At 58.0% G+C, this 20761-nt stretch carries 20 protein-coding genes and 3 tRNA genes; 13 read left to right on the top strand and 10 right to left on the bottom strand.

The window, feature by feature from the left end; translation table 11 throughout:
* Window positions 1-78: 78 nt before the first annotated feature.
* Window positions 79-348, top strand: a complete 270-nt coding sequence (locus tag ACR3E6_RS14290) for an usg protein (protein ID WP_152458119.1) — start codon at window positions 79-81, stop codon at window positions 346-348.
* 99 nt (window positions 349-447) lie between these two features.
* Window positions 448-1110 carry a lipid-binding SYLF domain-containing protein gene (locus tag ACR3E6_RS14285; protein ID WP_171723187.1) on the top strand — a complete coding sequence of 221 codons (663 nt, stop codon included), beginning with the start codon at window positions 448-450 and terminating at the stop codon, window positions 1108-1110.
* On the opposite strand, the gene ACR3E6_RS14280 is transcribed toward ACR3E6_RS14285, so the two are convergent.
* The gene (locus ACR3E6_RS14280) at window positions 1111-2064 is read right to left on the bottom strand and encodes a radical SAM protein (RefSeq protein WP_480487698.1); all 954 of its coding nucleotides are present in this window, start codon (window positions 2062-2064) and stop codon (window positions 1111-1113) included. It abuts the gene before it with no gap.
* Window positions 2065-2227: 163 nt separating this feature from the next.
* Here ACR3E6_RS14280 and zwf point away from each other — a divergent pair, with 163 nt between their 5' ends.
* The 4 genes from zwf to ACR3E6_RS14260 all read left to right on the top strand — a co-directional run bounded on the left by zwf (window position 2228) and on the right by ACR3E6_RS14260 (window position 7765).
* Entirely contained in the window at window positions 2228-3682 is a 1455-nt protein-coding gene (gene zwf, locus ACR3E6_RS14275) for a glucose-6-phosphate dehydrogenase (RefSeq protein WP_171632169.1), read from the top strand.
* On the top strand, window positions 3679-4350 hold the full coding sequence (gene pgl / locus ACR3E6_RS14270) for a 6-phosphogluconolactonase (protein WP_480487696.1): 672 nt from the start codon (window positions 3679-3681) through the stop codon (window positions 4348-4350). Before zwf ends, pgl begins: the two co-directional genes overlap by 4 nt.
* A 4-nt stretch (window positions 4351-4354) precedes the next feature.
* A complete protein-coding gene (pgi, locus tag ACR3E6_RS14265) occupies window positions 4355-5965 on the top strand; it encodes a glucose-6-phosphate isomerase (RefSeq protein WP_480487694.1) in 1611 nt (536 codons plus the stop codon).
* Between the two features lie 180 nt (window positions 5966-6145).
* On the top strand, window positions 6146-7765 hold the full coding sequence (locus ACR3E6_RS14260; protein WP_171723641.1) for a long-chain-fatty-acid--CoA ligase: 1620 nt from the start codon (window positions 6146-6148) through the stop codon (window positions 7763-7765).
* A 21-nt stretch (window positions 7766-7786) separates the two neighbouring features.
* Here the strand turns inward: ACR3E6_RS14260 and ACR3E6_RS14255 are convergent.
* The 3 genes from ACR3E6_RS14255 to ACR3E6_RS14245 all read right to left on the bottom strand — a co-directional run bounded on the left by ACR3E6_RS14255 (window position 7787) and on the right by ACR3E6_RS14245 (window position 9054).
* Window positions 7787-7861 (bottom strand) — tRNA-Asn (locus ACR3E6_RS14255).
* A 127-nt stretch (window positions 7862-7988) separates the two neighbouring features.
* Window positions 7989-8063: transfer RNA gene (locus ACR3E6_RS14250), tRNA-Asn, on the bottom strand.
* 76 nt (window positions 8064-8139) lie between these two features.
* Window positions 8140-9054: an MBL fold metallo-hydrolase gene (locus tag ACR3E6_RS14245; protein ID WP_480487692.1), complete on the bottom strand. Its 915-nt coding sequence runs from the start codon at window positions 9052-9054 to the stop codon at window positions 8140-8142.
* Between the two features lie 44 nt (window positions 9055-9098).
* Between ACR3E6_RS14245 and ACR3E6_RS14240 the strand changes: the two genes are divergently transcribed.
* Window positions 9099-10418 carry an ATP-binding protein gene (locus tag ACR3E6_RS14240; protein WP_209832982.1) on the top strand — a complete coding sequence of 440 codons (1320 nt, stop codon included), beginning with the start codon at window positions 9099-9101 and terminating at the stop codon, window positions 10416-10418.
* A 98-nt stretch (window positions 10419-10516) separates the two neighbouring features.
* On the top strand, window positions 10517-11074 hold the full coding sequence (locus ACR3E6_RS14235) for a hypothetical protein (RefSeq protein ID WP_171115717.1): 558 nt from the start codon (window positions 10517-10519) through the stop codon (window positions 11072-11074).
* Between the two features lie 53 nt (window positions 11075-11127).
* Here the strand turns inward: ACR3E6_RS14235 and ACR3E6_RS14230 are convergent.
* Window positions 11128-11204: transfer RNA gene (locus tag ACR3E6_RS14230), tRNA-Ile, on the bottom strand.
* A 106-nt stretch (window positions 11205-11310) separates the two neighbouring features.
* Between ACR3E6_RS14230 and purM the strand changes: the two genes are divergently transcribed.
* The 3 genes from purM (at window position 11311) to rnd (ending at window position 14222) form a co-directional block, all read left to right on the top strand.
* Entirely contained in the window at window positions 11311-12357 is a 1047-nt protein-coding gene (gene purM, locus ACR3E6_RS14225; RefSeq protein ID WP_209832986.1) for a phosphoribosylformylglycinamidine cyclo-ligase, read from the top strand.
* A complete protein-coding gene (gene purN, locus ACR3E6_RS14220; protein ID WP_209832988.1) occupies window positions 12354-12950 on the top strand; it encodes a phosphoribosylglycinamide formyltransferase in 597 nt (198 codons plus the stop codon). Before purM ends, purN begins: the two co-directional genes overlap by 4 nt.
* Window positions 12951-13064: 114 nt before the next feature.
* On the top strand, window positions 13065-14222 hold the full coding sequence (gene rnd / locus ACR3E6_RS14215; protein ID WP_480487690.1) for a ribonuclease D: 1158 nt from the start codon (window positions 13065-13067) through the stop codon (window positions 14220-14222).
* Between the two features lie 6 nt (window positions 14223-14228).
* On the opposite strand, the gene ACR3E6_RS14210 is transcribed toward rnd, so the two are convergent.
* The gene (locus tag ACR3E6_RS14210; protein WP_209832992.1) at window positions 14229-14759 is read right to left on the bottom strand and encodes a hypothetical protein; all 531 of its coding nucleotides are present in this window, start codon (window positions 14757-14759) and stop codon (window positions 14229-14231) included.
* A gap of 139 nt (window positions 14760-14898) precedes the next feature.
* On the opposite strand from ACR3E6_RS14210, the gene ACR3E6_RS14205 reads away from it, so the two are divergent.
* Entirely contained in the window at window positions 14899-15309 is a 411-nt protein-coding gene (locus ACR3E6_RS14205) for a SufE family protein (protein ID WP_117868838.1), read from the top strand.
* Window positions 15310-15311: 2 nt separating this feature from the next.
* Here ACR3E6_RS14205 and ACR3E6_RS14200 read toward each other — a convergent pair whose 3' ends face one another.
* The 3 genes from ACR3E6_RS14200 to ACR3E6_RS14190 all read right to left on the bottom strand — a co-directional run bounded on the left by ACR3E6_RS14200 (window position 15312) and on the right by ACR3E6_RS14190 (window position 17931).
* Window positions 15312-15974, bottom strand: coding sequence for a DUF1638 domain-containing protein (locus tag ACR3E6_RS14200; protein WP_371732219.1), 663 nt, complete (start codon window positions 15972-15974; stop codon window positions 15312-15314).
* Window positions 15975-16048: 74 nt separating this feature from the next.
* The gene (locus ACR3E6_RS14195) at window positions 16049-17086 is read right to left on the bottom strand and encodes a Hint domain-containing protein (RefSeq protein WP_480487688.1); all 1038 of its coding nucleotides are present in this window, start codon (window positions 17084-17086) and stop codon (window positions 16049-16051) included.
* 146 nt (window positions 17087-17232) lie between these two features.
* Window positions 17233-17931, bottom strand: coding sequence for a corrinoid protein (locus tag ACR3E6_RS14190; RefSeq protein ID WP_171632198.1), 699 nt, complete (start codon window positions 17929-17931; stop codon window positions 17233-17235).
* 270 nt (window positions 17932-18201) lie between these two features.
* Between ACR3E6_RS14190 and ACR3E6_RS14185 the strand changes: the two genes are divergently transcribed.
* Window positions 18202-19269, top strand: coding sequence for a PA0069 family radical SAM protein (locus tag ACR3E6_RS14185; protein WP_480487686.1), 1068 nt, complete (start codon window positions 18202-18204; stop codon window positions 19267-19269).
* A 136-nt stretch (window positions 19270-19405) separates the two neighbouring features.
* Here ACR3E6_RS14185 and gltA read toward each other — a convergent pair whose 3' ends face one another.
* Entirely contained in the window at window positions 19406-20701 is a 1296-nt protein-coding gene (gltA, locus tag ACR3E6_RS14180; protein ID WP_480487684.1) for a citrate synthase, read from the bottom strand.
* Between the last annotated feature and the right edge of the window lie 60 nt (window positions 20702-20761).

Below are 20761 nucleotides of genomic sequence, written 5' to 3'. Positions count from 1 at the left end.
AAGTAACATATTGTTATCTAAGTATTAGGGGGTTTTCGTGCTAGCCTGAGAATACCGTGCAACAAACCGGAGGTCTGCATGAAGACAAGTGAAACCGAATTGATGCTCAAGGGCTACGGCCTGACAACGGCCGAATTTTTCTATCACATGCCCGATTACGTCCACGTCCTGAATACCTTCATCTGGCAGGAATATGACCTTGCGCCGGATCATCCGAAACTCTTCGAATTCATCGAGTTTTGGCAACGAGAAATAGAAGGGCCGCTGCATTCCGTGAAATTCACGCACCGCAAGATGATCGCACCGGGCGAGTGGCGCAACATGGTTGGTGAGTTTCGCGTGAACTGAGTGATCGGCCAGGTCCGCCTGTGCGTCGGAATTCCTGTTCTCATTTGAGGCAAGTCGCGTATGGTGACTGCCAATCTAATGGCGTCACAGGAAAAAACAATGATCAGAGCCGTTCTCTTTGTTGCAGCGCTTTGCATGAGCAGCCCCGTTTTTGCCGAGGGTGTTCTGGACAAGATCAAGAAAGGTGCCGAGAGCGTCGGGAAGACGATCGACAAAGGTGCCGAAGCGGTTGACGATACGATCACGTCCACTTCGGAGCTGCTGTCCAACGAGGCAACACCTGAAGAAACGCGCGCAAAGCTTGACGCGATGGCAGGCGAGATTTTGGATCAGCTTCTGGCGGAAAACCCCGATGCGCGGCCACTTTATGACGTCAGTGCCGGGTATGCGGTGTTCGACTCCCGTAAGGTTACGGTATTCCCCGTGTCGGCGGGCTATGGCCGGGGCGTGGCGGTGTCGAAAGACACCGGGCAACACACATATATGAACATGGGAACGGGCGGCGTTGGCGGCGCCATCGGCATCGGTGGTTTCGAGACCAAATTCGTGATCCTGTTCGAAACCCCCGCTGATCTGGATAAGTTTATAAACCAGGGCTATGACGCGACCGCAGAAACGGGGGCCATGTATGGCGAGGATAAAACGGGCGAAACCCTGCGTTTCACTGATGGACGCTCGTTCTTTGTTCTCAACAAAAAGGGCTGGCGCGTATCGGCCGGCGCGTCCGGCACCAAGTTCTGGAAATCGCCCGAGCTGAACTGATCAGCCAGAACAGCTGGCCCCGCCCAAAACGCAGAATTTGGCGCAATGAGGGTGGTTCAGATGCACGTCCGCCTCGGCCTGGGCCAGGGTATGGCCCATCTCGAACTCGGGCTCATAGGGCAGCAGGGTGCAGGCCAGGACAGCAGGTTTTTCGGCCCCTTTGCGCTTGACCACCATACGGGCGCTGGCGCACATGACGTCGTTGGGGGATTTGTCAAGAATTCCCCAGCACGCGGTGGTGATTTCTGGAACCTCGACAGTTTCGTCCATTTCGGGAAACAGAACGGTCTGAGCCGGGTTCTGCGGGTCAATGTCAAATCCGTGCCTGGCAAAGAACCTGGCATAGCCCGCACGGCTTTCCGCGTCTGACTCCCCCCAGACCGTACGCCCGGCGATGGCCATGTTGAAACCGTGGGCGCGTAACCATTCCATACCGGCCAGGGTTTTGTCGAAACTGCCGTCACCGCGTTCTTCGTCGTGCAGGGCCGGGCGGAAGTGATCGACCGAAACGCGCAGAGTCAACATGTGGTTGAATTCCTTTTGCAATCCCAGCAACCCGTCGCGCATTTTGCGGCGCATCATCGGCGCCATTGCGTTGGTCAGAATCAGAACCTTGTACCCTCGTTCCAGCGCGGCGCGTGTCATGTCGATCATGTCCGGGTTCATGAACGGCTCACCGCCCGTGAACCCGATCTCGTGCACGGGCCAGTTGCGAGCTTCGATCTGATCAAGGTAGTTCCGGACCTCGTCAGCGGTGATGTAAACCAAAGCGTCATTGGTCGGGCTGCTGGCGATATAGCAATTCACGCATTCGATATTGCACAAAGTGCCCGTATTGAACCAAAGGGTCTCGGGCCGTGTCAGGGAAACCTTTGCGCGGGTCTGGCCGTCAGCTGTCACCGATTTGTTTTGAAACTTGCCAATATTGGCGAGCTGTGGGGCGTTGTCTTTCATTCCCGCATCCGGTTCTTAAAGGTCATCAATCCGATCTAGCCCTTTGTCGCGGATTTGGTAAGGGTGACGCAGCGGTTCTGACAGAGTTTTGAACAGAGTGATTTATTGTCGTGTGGTTGCGCTAACATTGGACATGCCGGAAGGGGCGGGGTAAGGACAATTCATGGTTTCACGCGTCATACCTGTTGATCCCTTTGATCTGATCATTTTCGGCGGCACCGGCGATCTGGCGCAGCGCAAGATTCTGCCCGCGCTTTACCGTCGGTTTTGCGCCGGGCAATGGCATGAGGATGCCAGGATTATCGCAGCAGCGCGTGCGGGCCATTCCGCAGAAGATTTCCGGCAGATGGTCGCAGAATCGCTGCACCGGCATGCTGCGGTCCGCGCTTCGGAGTCCCAGAGAGTGTCCCGTTTTCTACAGCGGGTCGATTATGTCCCGCTGGATGCAGTATCAGCCGAAGGATGGGACCTGCTGGGTGAAAAACTGTCGCCTAACCGCGTGCGCGCGTTCTATTTCTCGGTCGGCCCAAGCCTGTTCGGCCCTTTGGCCGAGCGGGTCCGGGCCTATGATCTGGCGACCGAAGATACGCGCATCGTGGTGGAAAAACCGTTCGGGCATGATCTGGGCAGCGCGCGAGAGCTGAATGCCACACTGGCTGCGCATTTTGATGAAAGCCAGATCTACCGAATCGATCATTACCTGGGCAAGGAAACCGTCCAGAACCTGATGGCCGTACGGTTTGGCAATATGCTGTTCGAACCGCTGTGGAACAGCCAGTATGTCGACCATATCCAGATCACCGTTGCCGAAACCGTCGGTATCGATGGGCGCGAAGAATACTATGAACGCGCCGGCGCGATGCGGGACATGGTGCAAAATCACCTGATGCAGCTGCTGTGCCTGATTGCGATGGAACCCCCGGCAAAGTTCGATCCGGACGCGGTGCGAGATGAAAAGCTCAAGGTGATCCGGGCGCTTGATCCGGTGGAGCCGCATCACATCGTGCGCGGCCAGTTTTCGGCAGGGCCGGACGGGGCGGGATACCGCGAATGTGTCGGCAACCCACGCTCGACCACTGAAAGCTATGTGGCGCTGAAGGCGCATGTCAGCAATTGGCGATGGGCAGGCACGCCGTTTTATCTGCGTACGGGCAAACGGCTGGTGGCGCGTTCGTCGATTATCAATGTGATGTTCAAGGACGCGCCGCATTCGATTTTCGGGGAAGAGGCCGGGCGTCACGCCAATGCGCTATCGATCCGGTTGCAACCCAACGAGGGGATCACGCTGAAAGTGACGATCAAGGAACCGGGGCCAGGCGGGATGCGGCTGATCGACGTGCCATTGGACATGAGTTTCGCCGAAGCGCTGGGGCCCGAGAATCAAGACCCGCCAGATGCTTACGAGCGCCTCGTCATGGACGTGATACGGGGCAACCAAACGCTGTTCATGCGCGGGGACGAGGTCGAGGCCGCATGGGCCTGGACCGATCCGATCATCGCCGGATGGCTGGCGCGCGGGGACGTGCCCAAACCTTATGACAGTGGCAGCACAGGACCGGGCGACGCCGAGCTGCTGATGAAACGGGATGGTCGCCGCTGGCAGGGAATAAAGCCATGAACATTCAAGAATATGCCGACCGAGAAATGCTGGCCATCGATGTGGCAAACGCGTTGGCGGGTGAGCTTGAGACCGCTTTGTTGCACAATGACACGGTTGCATTGGCCGTCCCCGGCGGGACGACACCGGGGCCGGTTTTTGACAGCCTGTGTGCTGCCGATCTCGAGTGGGACCGTGTGCGGGTTCTGCCTACGGACGAACGCTGCGTGCCGGCTGATCACGAACGTTCGAACGAACGCCTGATCCGGGAAAGACTGCTGACCAACCGGGCATCCGTGGCACAGTATATCCCACTTTATGTTCCGGGCGCAGAGCCTGAATCGGCTTTGCCGGAAGTTGAATCGCTGATCGCGCCGGTGCTGCCTTTGTCGGTTCTTGTCCTTGGGATGGGGGAAGACATGCACACGGCTTCGTTGTTCCCCGGAATGGACGGGCTGGACAAGGCCCTCGACAGCCAGGCGCCGACCTTGATCGTCGCCCGGACCGATGTGCAGCCAGAGCCCCGGATTTCTTTGACGGCCCCTGTGATGGACGGGGCTTTGTCGAAACATCTGATCATCTACGGGCAGGCAAAACGAGACGTATTGGACAAAGCCATGTCGATGCCACCGGAAGAGGCACCGATCGCCGCGGTCCTCAGCGGCATGACGGTTCATTGGGCGGAGTGAGGCAATGCAGTTGGATGCTTTGAAGGCGCTTGCAGCGGCTGACCGCCGTATCGTCGACCTGTTTGCAAAGGATGCAACCCGGGCCGGGTCGTTTTCAGCCTCGACCGGGGATTTGCTGTTCGATTATTCAAAAACGCAGATCGATGAAGACGTGCGCGCAGCGCTGCTGCAAGTGTGTGAAGATGCCGGGCTTGCGACGCGGCGCGACGCCATGTTTACCGGGAAGAAGATCAACGAAACCGAAGGGCGCGCGGTGCTGCACACGGCGTTGCGCAATCTGGACGGTGGCCCGGTCGAAGTGGATGGTCAGGACGTCATGCCCGGGGTTCTGGACACGCTGCAACGAATGCGGGTCTTTGCCGAAGAAGTCCGCGGTGGTGCGATTGTCGGGGCAGGGGGCAGCTTTACCGATGTGGTCAATATCGGCATCGGTGGGTCGGATCTTGGCCCGGTCATGGCCACTCATGCGCTGGCTCCGTATCATGACGGGCCGCGCCTGCATTATGTCTCGAACGTGGATGGGGCCCACATCGCGGACACGTTGCGCCCATTGGATCCTGCACGGACGCTTGTGATTGTCGCGTCCAAGACATTCACCACGATCGAAACGATGACCAATGCGCGCACGGCCCGCGCCTGGATGTCCGAGGGCGGAGGTGATCCGTCCCGCCAGTTCGCCGCCGTATCCAGCGCGCTGGAAAAGACGCAGGCTTTCGGCATCCCCGAGGCGCATGTATTTGGTTTCGCTGATTGGGTGGGTGGGCGTTATTCGGTCTGGGGGCCGGTCGGATTGCCGGTCATGATTGCCGTCGGTTCAAATGCATTTGATGCGTTTCTGCGAGGCGGGCAGGCGATGGATCTGCATTTCCGCTCGGCGGATTGGGTGGAAAACATGCCTGTGATGCTGGCGCTGGTCGGCATCTGGCACCGTCAGGTTCTGGGTTGCACCAGCCGCGCTGTGCTGCCCTATGATCAGCGGCTGCTGCGCCTGCCGGCCTATCTCCAGCAGTTGGAGATGGAATCGAATGGCAAATCTGTCGCGATGGACGGATCTGCGCTGGCTGCCCCTTCCGGGCCGGTGGTCTGGGGTGAGCCGGGCACCAACGGCCAGCATGCGTTCTATCAGCTGATCCATCAGGGGACGGATGTCATTCCCTGCGAATTCATGGTCGCCGCCGAAGGGCACGAACCCGAGTTGACCCACCATCACCGCCTGCTTTTGGCCAACTGTCTGGCCCAGTCAGAGGCTTTGATGCGTGGCCGGTCTTTGGATGAAGCCCGTGAACGCATGGCGGAAAAAGGCCTTGATGGCGACGAACTTGACCGGCAGGCGCGACACCGCGTGTTTCCGGGCAACCGCCCTTCCACGACGCTGATCTATCCGAAGCTTACACCGTTCGTTCTGGGGCAGATTATCGCGCTGTACGAACATCGTGTGTTCGTTGAAGGTGTTCTGCTGGGCATCAATTCCTTTGATCAGTGGGGTGTGGAATTGGGCAAAGAACTTGCCAACTCGCTCGGACCTGTCGTGGATGGTGTTGCCAGTGCTGACGGTAAAGACGGATCAACCGCCGCATTGGTCGCCTACGCGCTGAAACACCGAAACCAAGAGTGAAAAAATGCCGCCCACGGCCGTGTTGGGCTGCATTCTTTTATTGTCAGACAATTAAATGATTGGCAGGGTTCCTCCGTAGGAAACGACTGCATTGACGCATCGGGTCACGCCCCAAGCCGTCAATGCCAGATGGACAAGGCAGAGGCCATCCAAGGTCTCGCCAAGGACGGGAGGATGTCCATGCTAGGACAGATGATGACGCAGCCCTTGCTGGTTTCGTCGCTGATCGATCACGCAGACCGCTATCACGGCCAGACCGAGATTGTTTCGGTTGAAACGGATGGAACGGTCACTGAAACCAACTGGTCCGAGATTGCGGTGAATGCCCGGCGGATGGCGTCGGCCTTGACGAATCTGGGGCTGGAACCGCAGGACAGGATCGGGACACTGGCCTGGAACAATCGGCGGCATCTTGAGATCTATTTTGCCACGTCGGGCGCGGGCTATGTCTGTCACACGGTCAATCCCCGCCTGTTCCCCGAGCAGCTGACCTTTATCATCAACCATGCTCAGGACAGGGTTCTGTTCTTTGATGCGACGTTCATTCCGCTGGTCGCCGCGCTGCATGACGCTTTGTCCGAGGTTCAGCATTTTGTTCTGATGGGGCCTCGCAATGAAGAGGCTGCGGCTCAGGTTCCTGATCTGAAGTTCTATGACGAGTTGCTGGAGACCGGGGATGCAGGTTTCCAATGGCCCGACCTGGATGAAAAGACGGCCTGCGGTCTGTGCTATACGTCGGGAACCACGGGCAATCCAAAGGGCGTGTTGTATTCTCATCGGTCAACACTGCTGCACAGCTTTGCATCGAACACACGGGATGTGATCGGGTATTCAGCGATGGATGTTGTCATGCCGGTTGTGCCGATGTTCCACGTCAACGCCTGGGGATCGCCCTACGCCTGCGCCATGTCGGGATCGCGGCTTGTGTTGCCCGGGCCGGATTTGCACGGCGAGGCACTGGTCAATCTAATCGACACCTATGGCGTGACTTTGGCCATGGGTGTGCCGACCATCTGGCAGGGCTTGCTGGCCCATGCCGCAGCATGCGGAACCGAACTCAAAAGCCTTGAACGTACGGTTATCGGCGGCGCCGCGTGCCCTCCGTCGATGATCGAAACCTTCCGCGAAACCTATGGCGTTGACACGGTCCACGCCTGGGGCATGAGCGAGATGAGCCCGCTGGGCACGACGAATTATCCATTGGCCAAACACCTGAAGCTGCCACCGGAAGACCAGCACAAGATCCGCCTGAGCCAGGGAAGACCACCCTTTGGGGTTGAGTTGAAAATCGTGGACGAAGATGGGAATGATCTGCCGCATGACGGCGAAACCCAGGGCGATTTGATGGTGCGGGGTCACTGGGTTCTGGACAGCTACTTCCAGTTGCAGGATCAGGATCTGTTGCAGGATGGCTGGTTCGCCACCGGAGATGTGGCCACTTTGGACCCGGATGGCTACATGACCATTCGCGACAGATCCAAGGACATCATCAAATCCGGTGGGGAATGGATCAGTTCGGTCGAGCTTGAGAACATCGCCGTGGCCCACCCCCAGCTTGCGACGGCCGCCGTGGTCGGTGTTCCGCATCCGAAATGGGATGAACGCCCCTTGCTGGTTGCTGTCAAAGCCGATGGTGAAAATCCCGGCGAAGAGGATTTGCTTGCCTTTTTCGAAGGCAAAATCGCCAAGTGGCAGATCCCGGACAAGGTTGTCTTTGTCGACGCATTGCCGCTGAGCGCGACCGGAAAGGTATTGAAACGCAAGCTTCGGGCCGAGTTCGGCGACGCCCTGACAGGGTAGGTCTGCTGCGTTTTGGGGAATTGGCTCCGGCGGTAGGGATCGAACCTACGACCAATTGATTAACAGTCAACTGCTCTACCGCTGAGCTACGCCGGAACGGTTCGCGCCGTATAGCAATCCGGTTTCCAGACGTCCAGAGGGTGCGTGTGTTTTTCGACGAAAAAAACCGGCATAAATCGATGTGTTTTCTGACGGTAATGCAGGTCTGAACGAAGGGGGATTTTGGCTCCGGCGGTAGGGATCGAACCTACGACCAATTGATTAACAGTCAACTGCTCTACCGCTGAGCTACGCCGGAACTGAGGCGCATATAGCAACCCCGATTCCGGACGTCCAGTGGTTAAGTACGAGAACCATCAAAAAATTTTGCTGTTTTAGCGAAGCCGCCGAAAAACAGATGAAACTGACAGTGGGCCAATGGGCGTCACTCTGTTTTTTCCAGTCAGATCAACGAGATGAGCGAAAACGTTGCGCTCGGCTGCGGGCAGCAATGCCGCTGGCGTATCCGTATAGATGCGCCCAGCCAGATCCCGCGCTGTCCCGTCTTCTTTTTCCAATGCGCTCAGAATCTGCGCCTCGCGGGTCTGGCGATGTGCAATCAGCCAGTCCAAACGTTGGGCAGGGCTGGTAATCGGTGCGCCATGGCCTGCATGGAAAACCGACCAGTCGCGCGCGCGCAGCCGATGGCAGGCAGCCATGAAGTCGGTCAGATCACCATCCGGAGGGGACACCAACGAGCTGGCCCACCCCATGACATGATCCGCCGTGAAACAGATGTGCTGCCAGGCCAGAGCAATGTGATTGCCCAGATGGCCCGGTGTGTGAATGACCTCAAGCTGCCACCCGTCGCCATTGATGGTCTCACTATCCGCCACTTCGACATCAGGGCGAAACGTGGTGTCGATGCCTTCGCCGCCGCCGGTCAGCCCCTGCGCGGCAAGATCGGTCATGACGGCGCTGCGCCCCGCCTCGGGCCCGCCATAAGCATAAATCGTCGCCCCTGTGCGCGCCGCCAGCGGAGCCGCCAGGGGTGAATGGTCCACATGCGTATGTGTGACAATGATATGGCTGATCCTTTGACCCGGCGCCAAGGAATCCAGAATTGCGCCCAGATGTGCCTCGCTTGCGGGGCCTGGATCGATGACGGCAATGCCGCGTTCACCCAGCAGATACGTGTTGGTGCCACGATAGGTCATCGGAGAGGGATTCGGGGCCAGAATACGCCGCAAACCCGGATGCAGTTCCTCTGGCTGGCCGACGGGCGGATCGAAATCATCTGGTGCCTGCATTCTGTGCTCTTTCTCTTGTCCGGTCAGCCCGTTAGGTTTAGCGCATGTCTTCGCACTGGCTCAAACCTTATATGCCTCGCAGTCTTTACGCCCGGGCAGCGCTGATCCTGGTTTTACCTGTGATCGTGCTGTTGCTGGTCGTGGGAATCGCGTTCCTTCAAAAGCATCTTGAGGATGTCACCGGCCAGATGACACGCGCGGCATCCCGCGAGGTGATGCTGATTTCGACAATGATCGAGGACGCGGAAACGCAACAACAGGCGCTGGCGTCGATTCGTCCCGATTTGCAGGCCCTTGAGATGAAGGCCAGGTTTCTGGGCGTCAACGAACAGCCTGAGATTGGCGCGCGGCGATGGTACGATTTCATCGCCCCGCAGGTCGAATCCGAACTGTATGCCAGGTTGCCCAATCTTGCCGCCGTGGCGTTACCCAGCAGCAAAGAGGCGCGGGTTTATCTGAATACGCATCTGGGAGTGCTGCAATTGACGTTCGATCGGCGCAGGTTGTCGCCCGCGGCCCCGCATCAATTGATCGTCACTATGGTGTTCTTTGCGGTCATCATGACGACGATCTCGTTTCTTTACATGCGGAATCAATTGCGTCCCATTACGCGCCTCGCTGATGCGGCGCAGGCATTCGGGCGGGGGCGAATCGTTCCGTATTCACCCGGTGGAGCCATCGAGGTTCGTGCGGCGGGAAATGCGTTTCTGGATATGCGGTCCCGTATCGAACGCCAGATCGAGCAACGGACGTTGATGCTGTCGGGTGTCAGCCACGATCTGCGCACCCCGTTGACGCGCCTGAAGCTTGGACTGTCGATGTTGCCGGAAGACGAGGCCGCACCGTTGCAAAAGGATGTCACGGAAATGCAGTCCTTGCTGGATGCGTTTCTGGACTTTTCGCGTGGGGCTGCCGAGGGATCGGCAGAAGAGGTCCAACCGGATGAATTTCTCCGCCAGATCGTGGATGATGCAAAACGGGCCGGTCATCAGGCAGAGCTGATCGCGGTCGAGGGGCAGGGGACGGTCATGATACGCCCCATGGCTGTACGCCGGGCGGTGGAAAACCTGATTGGAAATGCCATGCGCTATGGCAGCCGGGCCGAGCTCAGCCTGTTTCTGAACGCGAAATCGATGCGCATCCGTGTTGAGGATGACGGCCCCGGTATACCTGCGGACCAACGTACAGAGGCGGTAAAGCCTTTCACGCGGCTCGACCCGGCTCGCAATCAGAATCAGGGCAGTGGCGTTGGCCTTGGTCTTGCGATTGTGGCGGATGTCGCGCGCGCGCATGGTGGAGCTTTGCGTCTGTCGAAAAGCGAACGTCTCGGAGGGCTCTGCGCGGACATAATAATCGGGCGATAGACCCCCTGTTATGTCTGCGATTGGGGTTCAATTTTGTTAATTTGTCTGGCCATGGCATCCTGTCCCCATAGTTTTTTGCTTTTTTGGGGGCGCATAGGATGGTTATCGCAGGATTCGTGAAATTGGCCGAAAAGGGGTTTGTCGGGTGCGCGACACTTGCGGCCTTGCTGCCTCTTTGGCAGTGGTATGACGAAACCGATGAAAGGCGGGTGGAACGTTTGACCGGTTTTATCGGGGCAGGCGATACATGTCTGAAATGGTTGCGGTCCGACCTGATCGAATCGTTGGCATCCGAGTTGTGGCATGCGTCGCAGCAGGACGTGGTGGATGGCGACGAGGATCTGGCACCTCTTCCGGTTCAGGTGCGCGCCAATATGGCGATATTTTGCGCTGAAATGCTGGACTATTTGCAGAATGACTTCGGCAAGTTCGACGAGCCTCTCGCCTATGATTATTACATGATGATCATGGATGCGTCGTTCTGGGTCGATCCTGATGAATTCGAGACCTATTTGGAGGCGGTGCATCAAGATCCGAGCCTGTCCGGCAGTCACGAGGATTACAGCTTTGGTGGGCGCGACGGCTATTCCTATGAATGGCAAGTAACCCAAGAGGAGCTCGACGCCTATTTTGGGTTCGAAGATTCGGACGGATGAGCTAGCGCATCAACGTCCAGACGGCAACAACCCACCTGGATGTCTCGGCGAAATGGTAGGCCCGGAGGGACTCGAACCCCCAACCAAAGCGTTATGAGCGCTCTGCTCTAACCAATTGAGCTACAGGCCCGCCTAGGCGCTTGGGTATCACGGTGAACGGCCGCGTCAAGCCTGACCGTTGCAACAAACGCCACAATCGACTAACCCGCCCGCAAAGCTTTCTTGAGGGACCGGACATGACAGCGGGTAAAAACGGAATCACCTATGCCGATGCAGGTGTGGATATCGACGCGGGCAACGCCCTGGTCGATCGGATCAAACCCGCCGCCAAGCGGACCAACCGCCCCGGTGTGATGAGCGGCCTGGGTGGATTTGGCGCGCTGTTCGATCTGAAGGCTGCCGGGTACCAGGACCCGATTCTGGTCGGTGCGACGGATGGCGTGGGCACCAAGCTGCGGATTGCGATTGATACCGGCGTCGTGGACGGGGTCGGCGTCGATCTGGTGGCCATGTGCGTGAATGACCTGATCTGCCAGGGAGCCGAGCCGCTGTTCTTCCTCGATTATTTCGCGACCGGCAGGCTGGATACCGATACGGCGGCGCGGATCATCGAAGGGATTGCCGAAGGCTGTGCGCAGTCTGGCTGTGCCCTGATCGGTGGTGAAACCGCCGAGATGCCGGGAATGTATCCCGATGGCGATTTTGATCTGGCCGGGTTTGCGGTCGGTGCGATGGAACGCGGCGCAGATCTGCCTGCGGGCGTTCAAGCCGGTGACGTCCTTTTGGGTCTGGCCTCGAACGGGGTGCATTCCAACGGTTATTCGCTTGTGCGCAAGCTGGTCGAACTGTCCGGTCTGGGCTGGGATTCGCCGTCGCCCTTTGGAGAGGGCAATCTGGGTGAGGCACTTCTGACGCCCACACGCCTTTACGTAAAACCGGCTTTGGCTGCGGTTCGCGCAGGTGGTGTGCATGCGCTGGCGCATATCACCGGCGGCGGGTTGACCGAAAATCTTCCGCGCGTGCTGCCCCAAGGGCTTGGGGCCCGGATCGATCTGGGTAGCTGGCAGTTGCCCCCTGTCTTCGGCTGGATGGCGAAGACCGGCAGTATCGTTGAGGCGGAAATGCTCAAGACCTTCAATTGCGGTATCGGCCTTATTGTCGTGTGCGCCGCGGACAAGGCGGATGAGCTGTCGGCCCTGCTGGCGGATGCCGGTGAAACCGTCGCTCGGATCGGTGCCGTCACGGAAACGCCCGGCGTTGCCTATTCGGGCAAACTGCTGTGAGCCATAAGCGCGTCGCGATCCTGATCTCCGGGGGCGGGTCGAACATGGTGTCGCTTGTTGACAGCATGACCAAAGATCATCCGGCGCGGCCCTGTTTGGTGCTGTCCAATGACGCGCAGGCAGGCGGGCTGAAAAAAGCTGCGGACCGTGGCATTCCGACCGCAGTGGTTGATCATCGCCCTTTCAAGGGGGACCGCAGCGCCTTTGAAGCCGAGCTTTTGAAGCCCCTGCAAGAGGCGCACCCCGACATTGTCTGTCTGGCCGGCTTTATGCGAGTTCTGACAGCGGATTTCGTGTCTCGGTTTCAAGGCCGGATGCTGAATATCCACCCTTCATTATTGCCAAAATACAAAGGGTTACACACCCATGCCCGCGCGATTCAAGCCAGAGATTCCGAACACGGCTGCTCGGTGCATGAGGTGACGGCGGCGCTGGATGATGGCCCGATTCTGGGTCAGGCACGGGTCCCGATCAAAGCCGATGATACACCGGAATCGCTGGCTGCGCGGGTGCTGGTGTGGGAGCATAAACTCTACCCCGAAGTGCTGCGGCGCTTTGCAGAAGGCAACAGGTCGCCCGTCCTGTTGCCGTGAAGGCTCTGTGGGTGATTTACACCCGTGTAATAATCGGCCTATGGTCGTCGACGACGCTCGGGACGAGGACAAAAACGGGCAGGCACAAAAACAAGAGCGATACTAATACGGCGCATGAAAACCCTGACGACGACGCAAGAGCTGGCCGATTTCTGCAAGGCCGCCGAAGGCTATCCCTATATCACGGTCGACACCGAATTTCTGCGTGAGCGGACGTACTACTCCAAGCTGTGTCTGGTGCAATTGGCTGTCCCGTCCGAGGATGAAGACAGCGCGGTTCTGGTCGATCCGCTTGGCGATGGCTTGTCGCTTGACCCGCTTTACGATCTTTTCCGGAATGAAAGCGTGGTCAAGGTGTTCCATGCCGCCCGCCAGGATCTTGAGATCTTCTGGGTCGAAGCCGGTGTGTTCCCCAAACCGCTGTTCGACACACAGGTCGCAGCGATGGTGTGTGGCTTTGGCGAACAGGTTGGCTATGAAACTCTGGTTCGGAAAATCTGCAAGCAGGGCGTCGACAAGACCTCTCGGTTCACCGACTGGTCCCGGCGCCCGCTGACCGATGCTCAGAAAAACTATGCTCTTGCGGATGTGACCTATTTGCGCGGGATCTACGAGCGTCTGGCCGCAGAACTTGAAAAGACGCAGCGCAGCCACTGGGTTGCCGAAGAATTGCGGACGCTGACACAGCCTGCCACATATGACATCCGCCCCGAAGACGCATGGAAGCGGGTGAAAACGCGCACGAACTCGGCCAAGTTTCTGGCTGTGGTTCGTGAATTGGCGCAGTTTCGCGAATCCTATGCGCAGGAAAACAACGTGCCCCGGAACCGCGTATTCAAAGACGACGCGTTGATCGAGCTGGCATCGACCAAACCCAAAACACATTCGGATTTGGGCGGATCCCGCCTGTTGCTGCGCGAAGCCCGCAAAGGGGCGGTCGCCGAAGGTATTCTGGCAGCGGTCAAGCGCGGCGTGAATTGCCCGCCCGACAAATTGCCCAAGGTCGACACTTCGCGCGACAAGCTCAAGGTCAATCCGGCGCTGGCTGACCTGCTAAGGGTTCTGCTGAAGTCCAAAACCGAAAGTTCAGGTGTGGCGGCAAAATTGATCGCCACAAGCTCGGACCTGGATCAGATTGCAGCCGGCGAGCGGGATGTTCCAGCCTTGTCGGGATGGCGGTTCGAAGTCTTTGGCGAGGATGCTCTCAAGCTGTGCGAAGGAAAGATTGCCCTGGCGGCCAAAGGGCAGTCGGTCAAGGTCGTGTCCCTGTAACGGCGCTTACCGGCGCCGTGATTCCAGTGCGTTCTGTTGTCCGACCACGCGGACCAGCCGAATACCTTCCAGTTCCTGTTTCGAGATATTGATGGCGTCCGATACCATCCGAGTACGTTCCGACCCTTGCGGCGTCTCATAGCTAGGGTAGTTCACACGGAACACAAATTCCAAAGTTCCGTTCTTCTGGTTTTCTTCCTTTTCAACAGGAACCAGACGCGCGTTGAATGCCCCCTGCCGGACAGCCGTGCCAGACGCATAGATGATCGCGCCAGAGGGGGTCGGGTCGATGCGCAATTCGTCGATCTGACCAATTGGAATGCTGGTGTCTTCAGCATCGGGGCGGGAAAACAGGCCGGTTCCTCCGCCTTGCTTCGGAACCAATGCGTCGGCGGCATTTGGGTCGGGCGGTGTTTCGGCTTCGACAGATCTGCTGGATCCGAACCAGTTTGACGGGTTCACCCGAGAGTCACGCCAGCTGCTGCATGCAGTCAGGGTCAGCGTGGCGATGATGAGAACGGACAGAGATTTTTGCATGGACCCACAGACTTTCACACGAGTTCAGGCAATGGGTTAGCGCAATTTCTTCGCGTTGAAAAGCCACCGCGGGGGCTGGACAGTGGCGGGTCACCGGCTTAGGTCACAATTGTGAATGCAAACAAAGGACCACCGCAACATGGCCACGCCCGCCTTTGAAGAGATTGTCGAGGATTTCGAGTTTCTCGAGGATTGGGAAGACCGGTATCGCCATGTCATCGAGCAGGGCAAGGCGATGGAGCCGTTGGACGACGCATTCAAGGTTCCGGCGACAAAAGTCCATGGATGCGCCAGCCAGGTCTGGCTGCATCCGATGATTGAATCCGGCGTCTTCAAGTTCGATGGTGACAGCGATGCACTGATCGTGCGCGGCCTGATCGCTGTTCTTCGGTCCTTGTACAACGGTTTGCCCGTGGCCGAAGTTCCCAAAGTCGATGCGGGGGCTGAACTGGCACGCCTTGGGCTGAACGACCACCTGTCCGCTCAGCGCTCGAACGGCCTGCGGTCGATGATCGAACGCATCCGGCAGGTCGCACAGGAAAACGCCTGATCTCATCTTGGGCGGTTTGCCCAGTCCGACAGCGTGTTTTCCAGATCGCCGTAACCGGTGAACCGGCGTTCGAATTCAAGCCCCATCCGGTCTGCGCATTCGCGCGCGCGTTCCGTCAGCTCTGGGCTGTCGATCTGGGCCTGATAGACAAGTTTGGTGTAATTGCCGAAATACATGTCACGTAGTTCCGGGTGGCGGTCCAGGCCCAGTGGTTTCCAGACAAAGGCGTCGAATTGCCGGGCCAGGAAATCTGTCAGATAGAACGCGGTTGTTTCGTCTTCTCCGCGGTCCTGAAAAGCCTGATTTCCTTCGAAGAAGGAATAGCAATGGGGCCCCTTCACCATTTCGACCCCAAGCTTTTCGCAGGCGGCCTGAAGCAGGCCCCCTGTGCCGCAATCGGCGTAAACGATGTAGATCTTGTCATAATTGCGCTGATGCTTGGCCACGGCGTCTTCCACAGCCTGGGTGATCCGTTCCGGGTGAACGTGCAGGATCGCAGGCAGGCAGGTCAAAGCCATGTGATCCCAGCCATTCCGTGTTTTGATGTCCAGTATTTCGCGCGCAAGAGCGCCGCAGGCAATCAACAGGATGCTTCCCTTGCCCGTATCCTCATAGCCCTTCGTGGTCAGGGCTGCATCATCTGGCAGGGATTCGTTTGACGTCACTTGGCATCCTCCGGGGCTGCTGCCATAGGAGGATGATTGAGGCCGTTGGGCAAGCCCCGATCCGACATCTCATGTCAGGCCGCCGACGCATGCGCTTCGAACGCGGTCAGCAGGGGCCGGGCCAGCGGGCCGTACGCGGCAACACCGTTCAGCGACAGATCCGGAAACAGCGACAGGATTTCTTGCCGTGCGGCAGACCCGAGACTGTCCCAGATATGCGTGCCGGGATGAAAGCTCTCGCTCAGGCAATCTTCGGCCCAGAGCAGCTCATGCCGGTCGAACAGCAAGTGGATGTAGGTCACCAGCCCTCCGGGCCGCAGTATGATGTCGGACCCGTTCACGAGATGTTTGGCAGGCGCCAGGGCTTCGCAATGTCCGGTGTACAGCTCGAGACGCCAATCCCCAATCAGCATGCGGTGCTGTTGTGACACCAGAAGGTCGCGCGTGTTTCCGATGGCGCCTGCTTTGAAAAGAACAGGCGCATGCGGACCCGTTGCCTTGACGGTTCGCCGCCCCATCCATCGCAGGGGTTGCAGCCCATGATCATGGGTTTCAATCCGGTCGCCGACGGACAGGGTTTCAATCGGTCGCACGCCTTGCTCGGTGCGGATCATCGTTCCGGGGGTAAAGCAGGGCACCAGATCCCAATCTTCACGGCGGGATGTCAGGCCTGAATACCGGTTTCCGGCAAGGCTGTTGAGCGTGATCGAGCGGACAGGGCCAGCCTCCAAGGCGGATTGGTCCGAATTGTCCGAGAATTCCGGCATCAGATAGGTGTTGCCATCCACATCCTGCGCCACAACTGCGGAAATCCTGGCAGTTGATCCGTCAAAATAGGTGATCGTGGCGTTGTAGACCGAAGTGCCATCGAATGTCTGAGGCGGTCCGCCATTGATCGAAAGCCGATCATTGGCCGACATGTTGTTCATGTTGTAGTACGAACCCGGATTGCCGACCGGGCTCCAGGTGACGCTGTTATGAGCCAGCGGATCGTCGGACCCGCCAAAGGTTTTCCCCACAAGCACCGAAGCGTTTTCAGCTGTGTTGTTGCCTTCGAAACTGTCGATATCGGCAAGTTTGCCGAGCGAGATGGCTGTGAACGTAGTCGGCACGAGACCCCCTGGGGATGTGGATGCCTCGTTCTTTTAGACCTGCTTTGGTTTAGAATTGGATAATCCGGATTTTCCGGTGACAAAGCGCTTCGGAATCGAAAAGGCCGCCCGGATCGGACGGCCTTTCAATCAGTATTATTCGGGTCTTAGCCAGCCAGTTGATTGTGCTTGCGGCCCACGAATTCCTTGGCGGTTTCCACTGCAACAGCTGCGTCACGGCAATAGGCATCCGCGCCGATGGCTTTGCCGAACTCTTCATTCAGGGGCGCGCCGCCGACCAGAACGATATAATCGTCGCGGACGCCCTGTTCGACCATCGTGTCGATGACCACTTTCATGTAAGGCATCGTAGTGGTCAGCAGGGCCGACATACCCAGAATGTCGGGTTGTTCGTTTTCCAGCGCTTCCAGGTAGTTTTCGACCGGGTTGTTGATGCCCAGATCGACAACTTCGAAGCCAGCGCCTTCCATCATCATCGAAACAAGGTTCTTGCCGATGTCGTGGATGTCGCCCTTCACGGTGCCGATGACCATCTTGCCGACGCGCGGTGCACCGGTTTCGGCCAACAGCGGCTTGAGAATGGACATGCCGCCCTTCATGGCGTTTGCGGCCAGCAGAACCTCGGGGACAAACAGGATGCCGTCGCGGAAGTCATGGCCCACGATGGTCATACCGCCAACCAGAGCCTTGGTCAGGATGTCATAAGGCGTCCATCCGCGTTCCAGCAGGATATTGGTGGCTTCTTCGATCTCTTCCTTCAGGCCGTCATAGAGATCGTCGAACATCTGCTCGACCAGTTCGTCGTCATTCAATTCGGACAGGACGATGTCTTCTTCGTCGGACATGGGGTATTCCCTGTGCTGGGCGGGCCATCGGCCCGTGGTGGCATTTTTTCCGTTTTGGCCAAAACGTCGCATCGTGACTGTGACGATTGCGACGTCGGTCGTTTCGGGACCGACCTATAGGGCAAAAAATGGGGGGGCTCGATAGAAAAGTCTGCAAGATCATCCTGCGGAGATTTCATCTCGCTTCAATCCATCTGTGATTTGGCGGGGCTTGCGCCAAATTGGCGACAAGCCTATGTTTGCGTTAGAACAAAAAGAGAACAGAATGACATGAGTATCGCGCGGACGATCAAGGCAAGAGGAACAACGACGAACGAAGCTGGTCGGTTTGAATGCTTTGCCACCACGGCCACCGAAGACGGGTGGGACATTGAGGAAGAATTGCCGCCGCTGCGAACCGAGACACGTGAAGAGGTTGCGCGCAGCGCTATTACTTACAACCGATCCCCCGACTTGCCCTTCGATCGGTCGATCAACCCGTACCGGGGATGTGAACATGGTTGCGTTTACTGTTTTGCGCGGCCCAGCCACGCGTATCTTGGGCTATCGGCAGGATTGGATTTCGAAACCCGCCTGATCGCTCGACCCAACATGGGGCGTGTTCTGCGCAAGGAATTGTCCGCCAGATCCTACAAAGTCGCGCCGATTGCAATTGGTACGAATACGGACCCGTATCAGCCGATTGAGAAAAAGCACATGATTACAAGGTCATGCCTTGAGGTTTTGAGTGAGTTCAACCACCCGGTCGCGATCGTCACCAAGGGTACCCTGATAGAGCGGGATCTGGAGTTGCTTGCCGACATGGCAGGCCGGGGACTTGTGCGGGTTGGTATTTCGCTGACCACGTTGGATGCGGAATTGTCCCGCCGAATGGAACCACGGGCGCCGTCGCCCCTTCGGCGGTTGCGCGTGATCCGAACGCTGACGGAAGCGGGCGTTCCGGTGCGCGTCATGACATCACCCATCGTGCCGGGGCTGACGGATCATGAACTGGAAAGCCTTCTGGAGGCCGGGAAAGAGGCTGGAGCGGATGCCGCAAGCTGGATCATGTTGCGCCTGCCGCGCGAAGTATCGCAGCTTTGGCAGGGCTGGCTAGCCGATCATGAGCCATCGCGGTCGGAAAAGGTCATGTCCAAACTGCGGGAAATGCATGGGGGTCGGGACTACGATCCGCGTTGGGGACACAGAATGCGGGGCGAGGGTGAGTATGCCGGGATTATCGCTCAAAGGTTCTTGAAGACCTGCAAACGTCTGGGGGTGTCCATAAAAACGGCCCCGTTGCGTTGCGATTTGTTTGCGGTGCCGCCGCAGCCCGGCGATCAGCTGAGCCTGTTCTGAGGTCATGCGCCCCGGCTTGTTCGGTGCTGTCTTGTGCTGGAAAACACCGGGTCTTCGCGCTCTCATTGCTTCAGCCCAAACAAAAAAGACCCCGGCAGTGCCGGGGCCTTCGAAACAGATTGCCGTCAGGCGCGTATCAGCGATTTTCGATATCCACGTAATCGCGCAGCGTTTCGCCCAGGTACAGCTGACGCGGGCGGCCGATCTTGTTTTGCGGATCGGCGATCATCTCTTTCCACTGGCTTACCCAACCAACAGTGCGTGACAGGGCGAAGATCGGCGTGAACATCGAGGTCGGGAAACCCATCGCTTCGAGGATGATGCCCGAATAGAAGTCGACATTCGGGAACAGCTTCTTTTCGGCGAAATACGGGTCTTCCAGCGCTTCGCGTTCCAGTTCCTTGGCGACCTGCAGTTTTGGGTTGTTTTCAATGCCCAGCAGATCCAGAACCTCGTCTGCCGATTGCTTCATCACTTTGGCGCGCGGGTCGAAGTTCTTGTAGACGCGGTGGCCAAAGCCCATCAGGCGGAACGGATCGTCTTTGTCCTTGGCCCGGGCGATGTATTCGGGAATGCGATCGACGGTGCCGATCTCTTCCAGCATTTCCAGGCAGGCTTGGTTTGCGCCACCGTGGGCAGGGCCCCAGAGGCAAGCAACACCGGCTGCGATACAGGCAAACGGGTTCGCACCTGAAGATGAGGCCAGACGCACGGTAGATGTCGAGGCGTTTTGCTCATGATCCGCGTGCAGGGTCAAAATCCGGTCCATCGCTCGGCTAAGGATCGGGTTGACCTCATATTCCTCGGCAGGAACGCTGAAACACATGCGCAGGAAGTTCGACGCATAGTCCAGATCGTTGCGCGGATACACGAAAGGCTGACCGGTGTGGTACTTATAGGCCCATGCAGCAATAGTCGGCATCTTGGCGATCAGACGATGCGATGCGATTTCACGCTGCTGCGGGTCCGAGATATCCGTTGAATCGTGATAGAAGGCCGACATCGCGCCGACAACGCCGACCATAATGGCCATTGGGTGCGCGTCGCGGCGGAAACCGCGATAGAAATACTGCATCTGCTCGTGCAGCATGGTGTGGCGTGTGATCGTGGTCTCGAATTTCTCAAGATCCCTTGCCGCCGGCAGTTCTCCGTACAGCAGAAGATAGCAGACTTCGAGGAAATGCGATTTCTCGGCCAGTTGGTCGATCGGATAGCCGCGGTGCAGCAGTTCGCCTTTTTCGCCGTCGATATAGGTGATGGTGCTGTCGCAGCTTGCGGTCGAAGTGAACCCAGGATCGTAGGTGAAGACGCCGGCCTGACCATAAAGCTTGCGGATATCAATGACATCCGGACCAGCAGTCGGAGAATGAACAGGCAACTCATACTCTTTGCCGTGAACGGTCAGAGTGGCTGTTTTGTTGCTATCAGTCATGGTTGTCCCTTCTTCATTCATGCGCACGCCAGAGATACCTCCGGTGATACGGGCAATGAC

The organism is Ruegeria sp. AL3 (genome assembly GCF_056536065.1).
The sequence above is the reverse complement of the archived record's forward strand: the minus strand, read 5'-3'. Positions and strand labels throughout refer to the sequence as shown.

What these genes read in the sequence shown, in the direction of transcription:
- ACR3E6_RS14210 (WP_209832992.1), bottom strand. Translation starts at nt 14,759, where the DNA reads ATGCAAAAATCTCTGTCCGTTCTCATCATCGCCACGCTGACCCTGACT.
- pgi (WP_480487694.1), top strand. Translation starts at nt 4,355, where the DNA reads ATGCAGTTGGATGCTTTGAAGGCGCTTGCAGCGGCTGACCGCCGTATC.
- purM (WP_209832986.1), top strand. Translation starts at nt 11,311, where the DNA reads ATGACAGCGGGTAAAAACGGAATCACCTATGCCGATGCAGGTGTGGAT.
- ACR3E6_RS14240 (WP_209832982.1), top strand. Translation starts at nt 9,099, where the DNA reads ATGTCTTCGCACTGGCTCAAACCTTATATGCCTCGCAGTCTTTACGCC.
- ACR3E6_RS14245 (WP_480487692.1), bottom strand. Translation starts at nt 9,054, where the DNA reads ATGCAGGCACCAGATGATTTCGATCCGCCCGTCGGCCAGCCAGAGGAA.
- ACR3E6_RS14285 (WP_171723187.1), top strand. Translation starts at nt 448, where the DNA reads ATGATCAGAGCCGTTCTCTTTGTTGCAGCGCTTTGCATGAGCAGCCCC.
- ACR3E6_RS14235 (WP_171115717.1), top strand. Translation starts at nt 10,517, where the DNA reads ATGGTTATCGCAGGATTCGTGAAATTGGCCGAAAAGGGGTTTGTCGGG.
- ACR3E6_RS14280 (WP_480487698.1), bottom strand. Translation starts at nt 2,064, where the DNA reads ATGAAAGACAACGCCCCACAGCTCGCCAATATTGGCAAGTTTCAAAAC.
- rnd (WP_480487690.1), top strand. Translation starts at nt 13,065, where the DNA reads ATGAAAACCCTGACGACGACGCAAGAGCTGGCCGATTTCTGCAAGGCC.
- gltA (WP_480487684.1), bottom strand. Translation starts at nt 20,701, where the DNA reads ATGACTGATAGCAACAAAACAGCCACTCTGACCGTTCACGGCAAAGAG.
- pgl (WP_480487696.1), top strand. Translation starts at nt 3,679, where the DNA reads ATGAACATTCAAGAATATGCCGACCGAGAAATGCTGGCCATCGATGTG.
- zwf (WP_171632169.1), top strand. Translation starts at nt 2,228, where the DNA reads ATGGTTTCACGCGTCATACCTGTTGATCCCTTTGATCTGATCATTTTC.
- ACR3E6_RS14190 (WP_171632198.1), bottom strand. Translation starts at nt 17,931, where the DNA reads ATGTCCGACGAAGAAGACATCGTCCTGTCCGAATTGAATGACGACGAA.
- ACR3E6_RS14205 (WP_117868838.1), top strand. Translation starts at nt 14,899, where the DNA reads ATGGCCACGCCCGCCTTTGAAGAGATTGTCGAGGATTTCGAGTTTCTC.
- ACR3E6_RS14185 (WP_480487686.1), top strand. Translation starts at nt 18,202, where the DNA reads ATGAGTATCGCGCGGACGATCAAGGCAAGAGGAACAACGACGAACGAA.
- ACR3E6_RS14260 (WP_171723641.1), top strand. Translation starts at nt 6,146, where the DNA reads ATGCTAGGACAGATGATGACGCAGCCCTTGCTGGTTTCGTCGCTGATC.
- ACR3E6_RS14290 (WP_152458119.1), top strand. Translation starts at nt 79, where the DNA reads ATGAAGACAAGTGAAACCGAATTGATGCTCAAGGGCTACGGCCTGACA.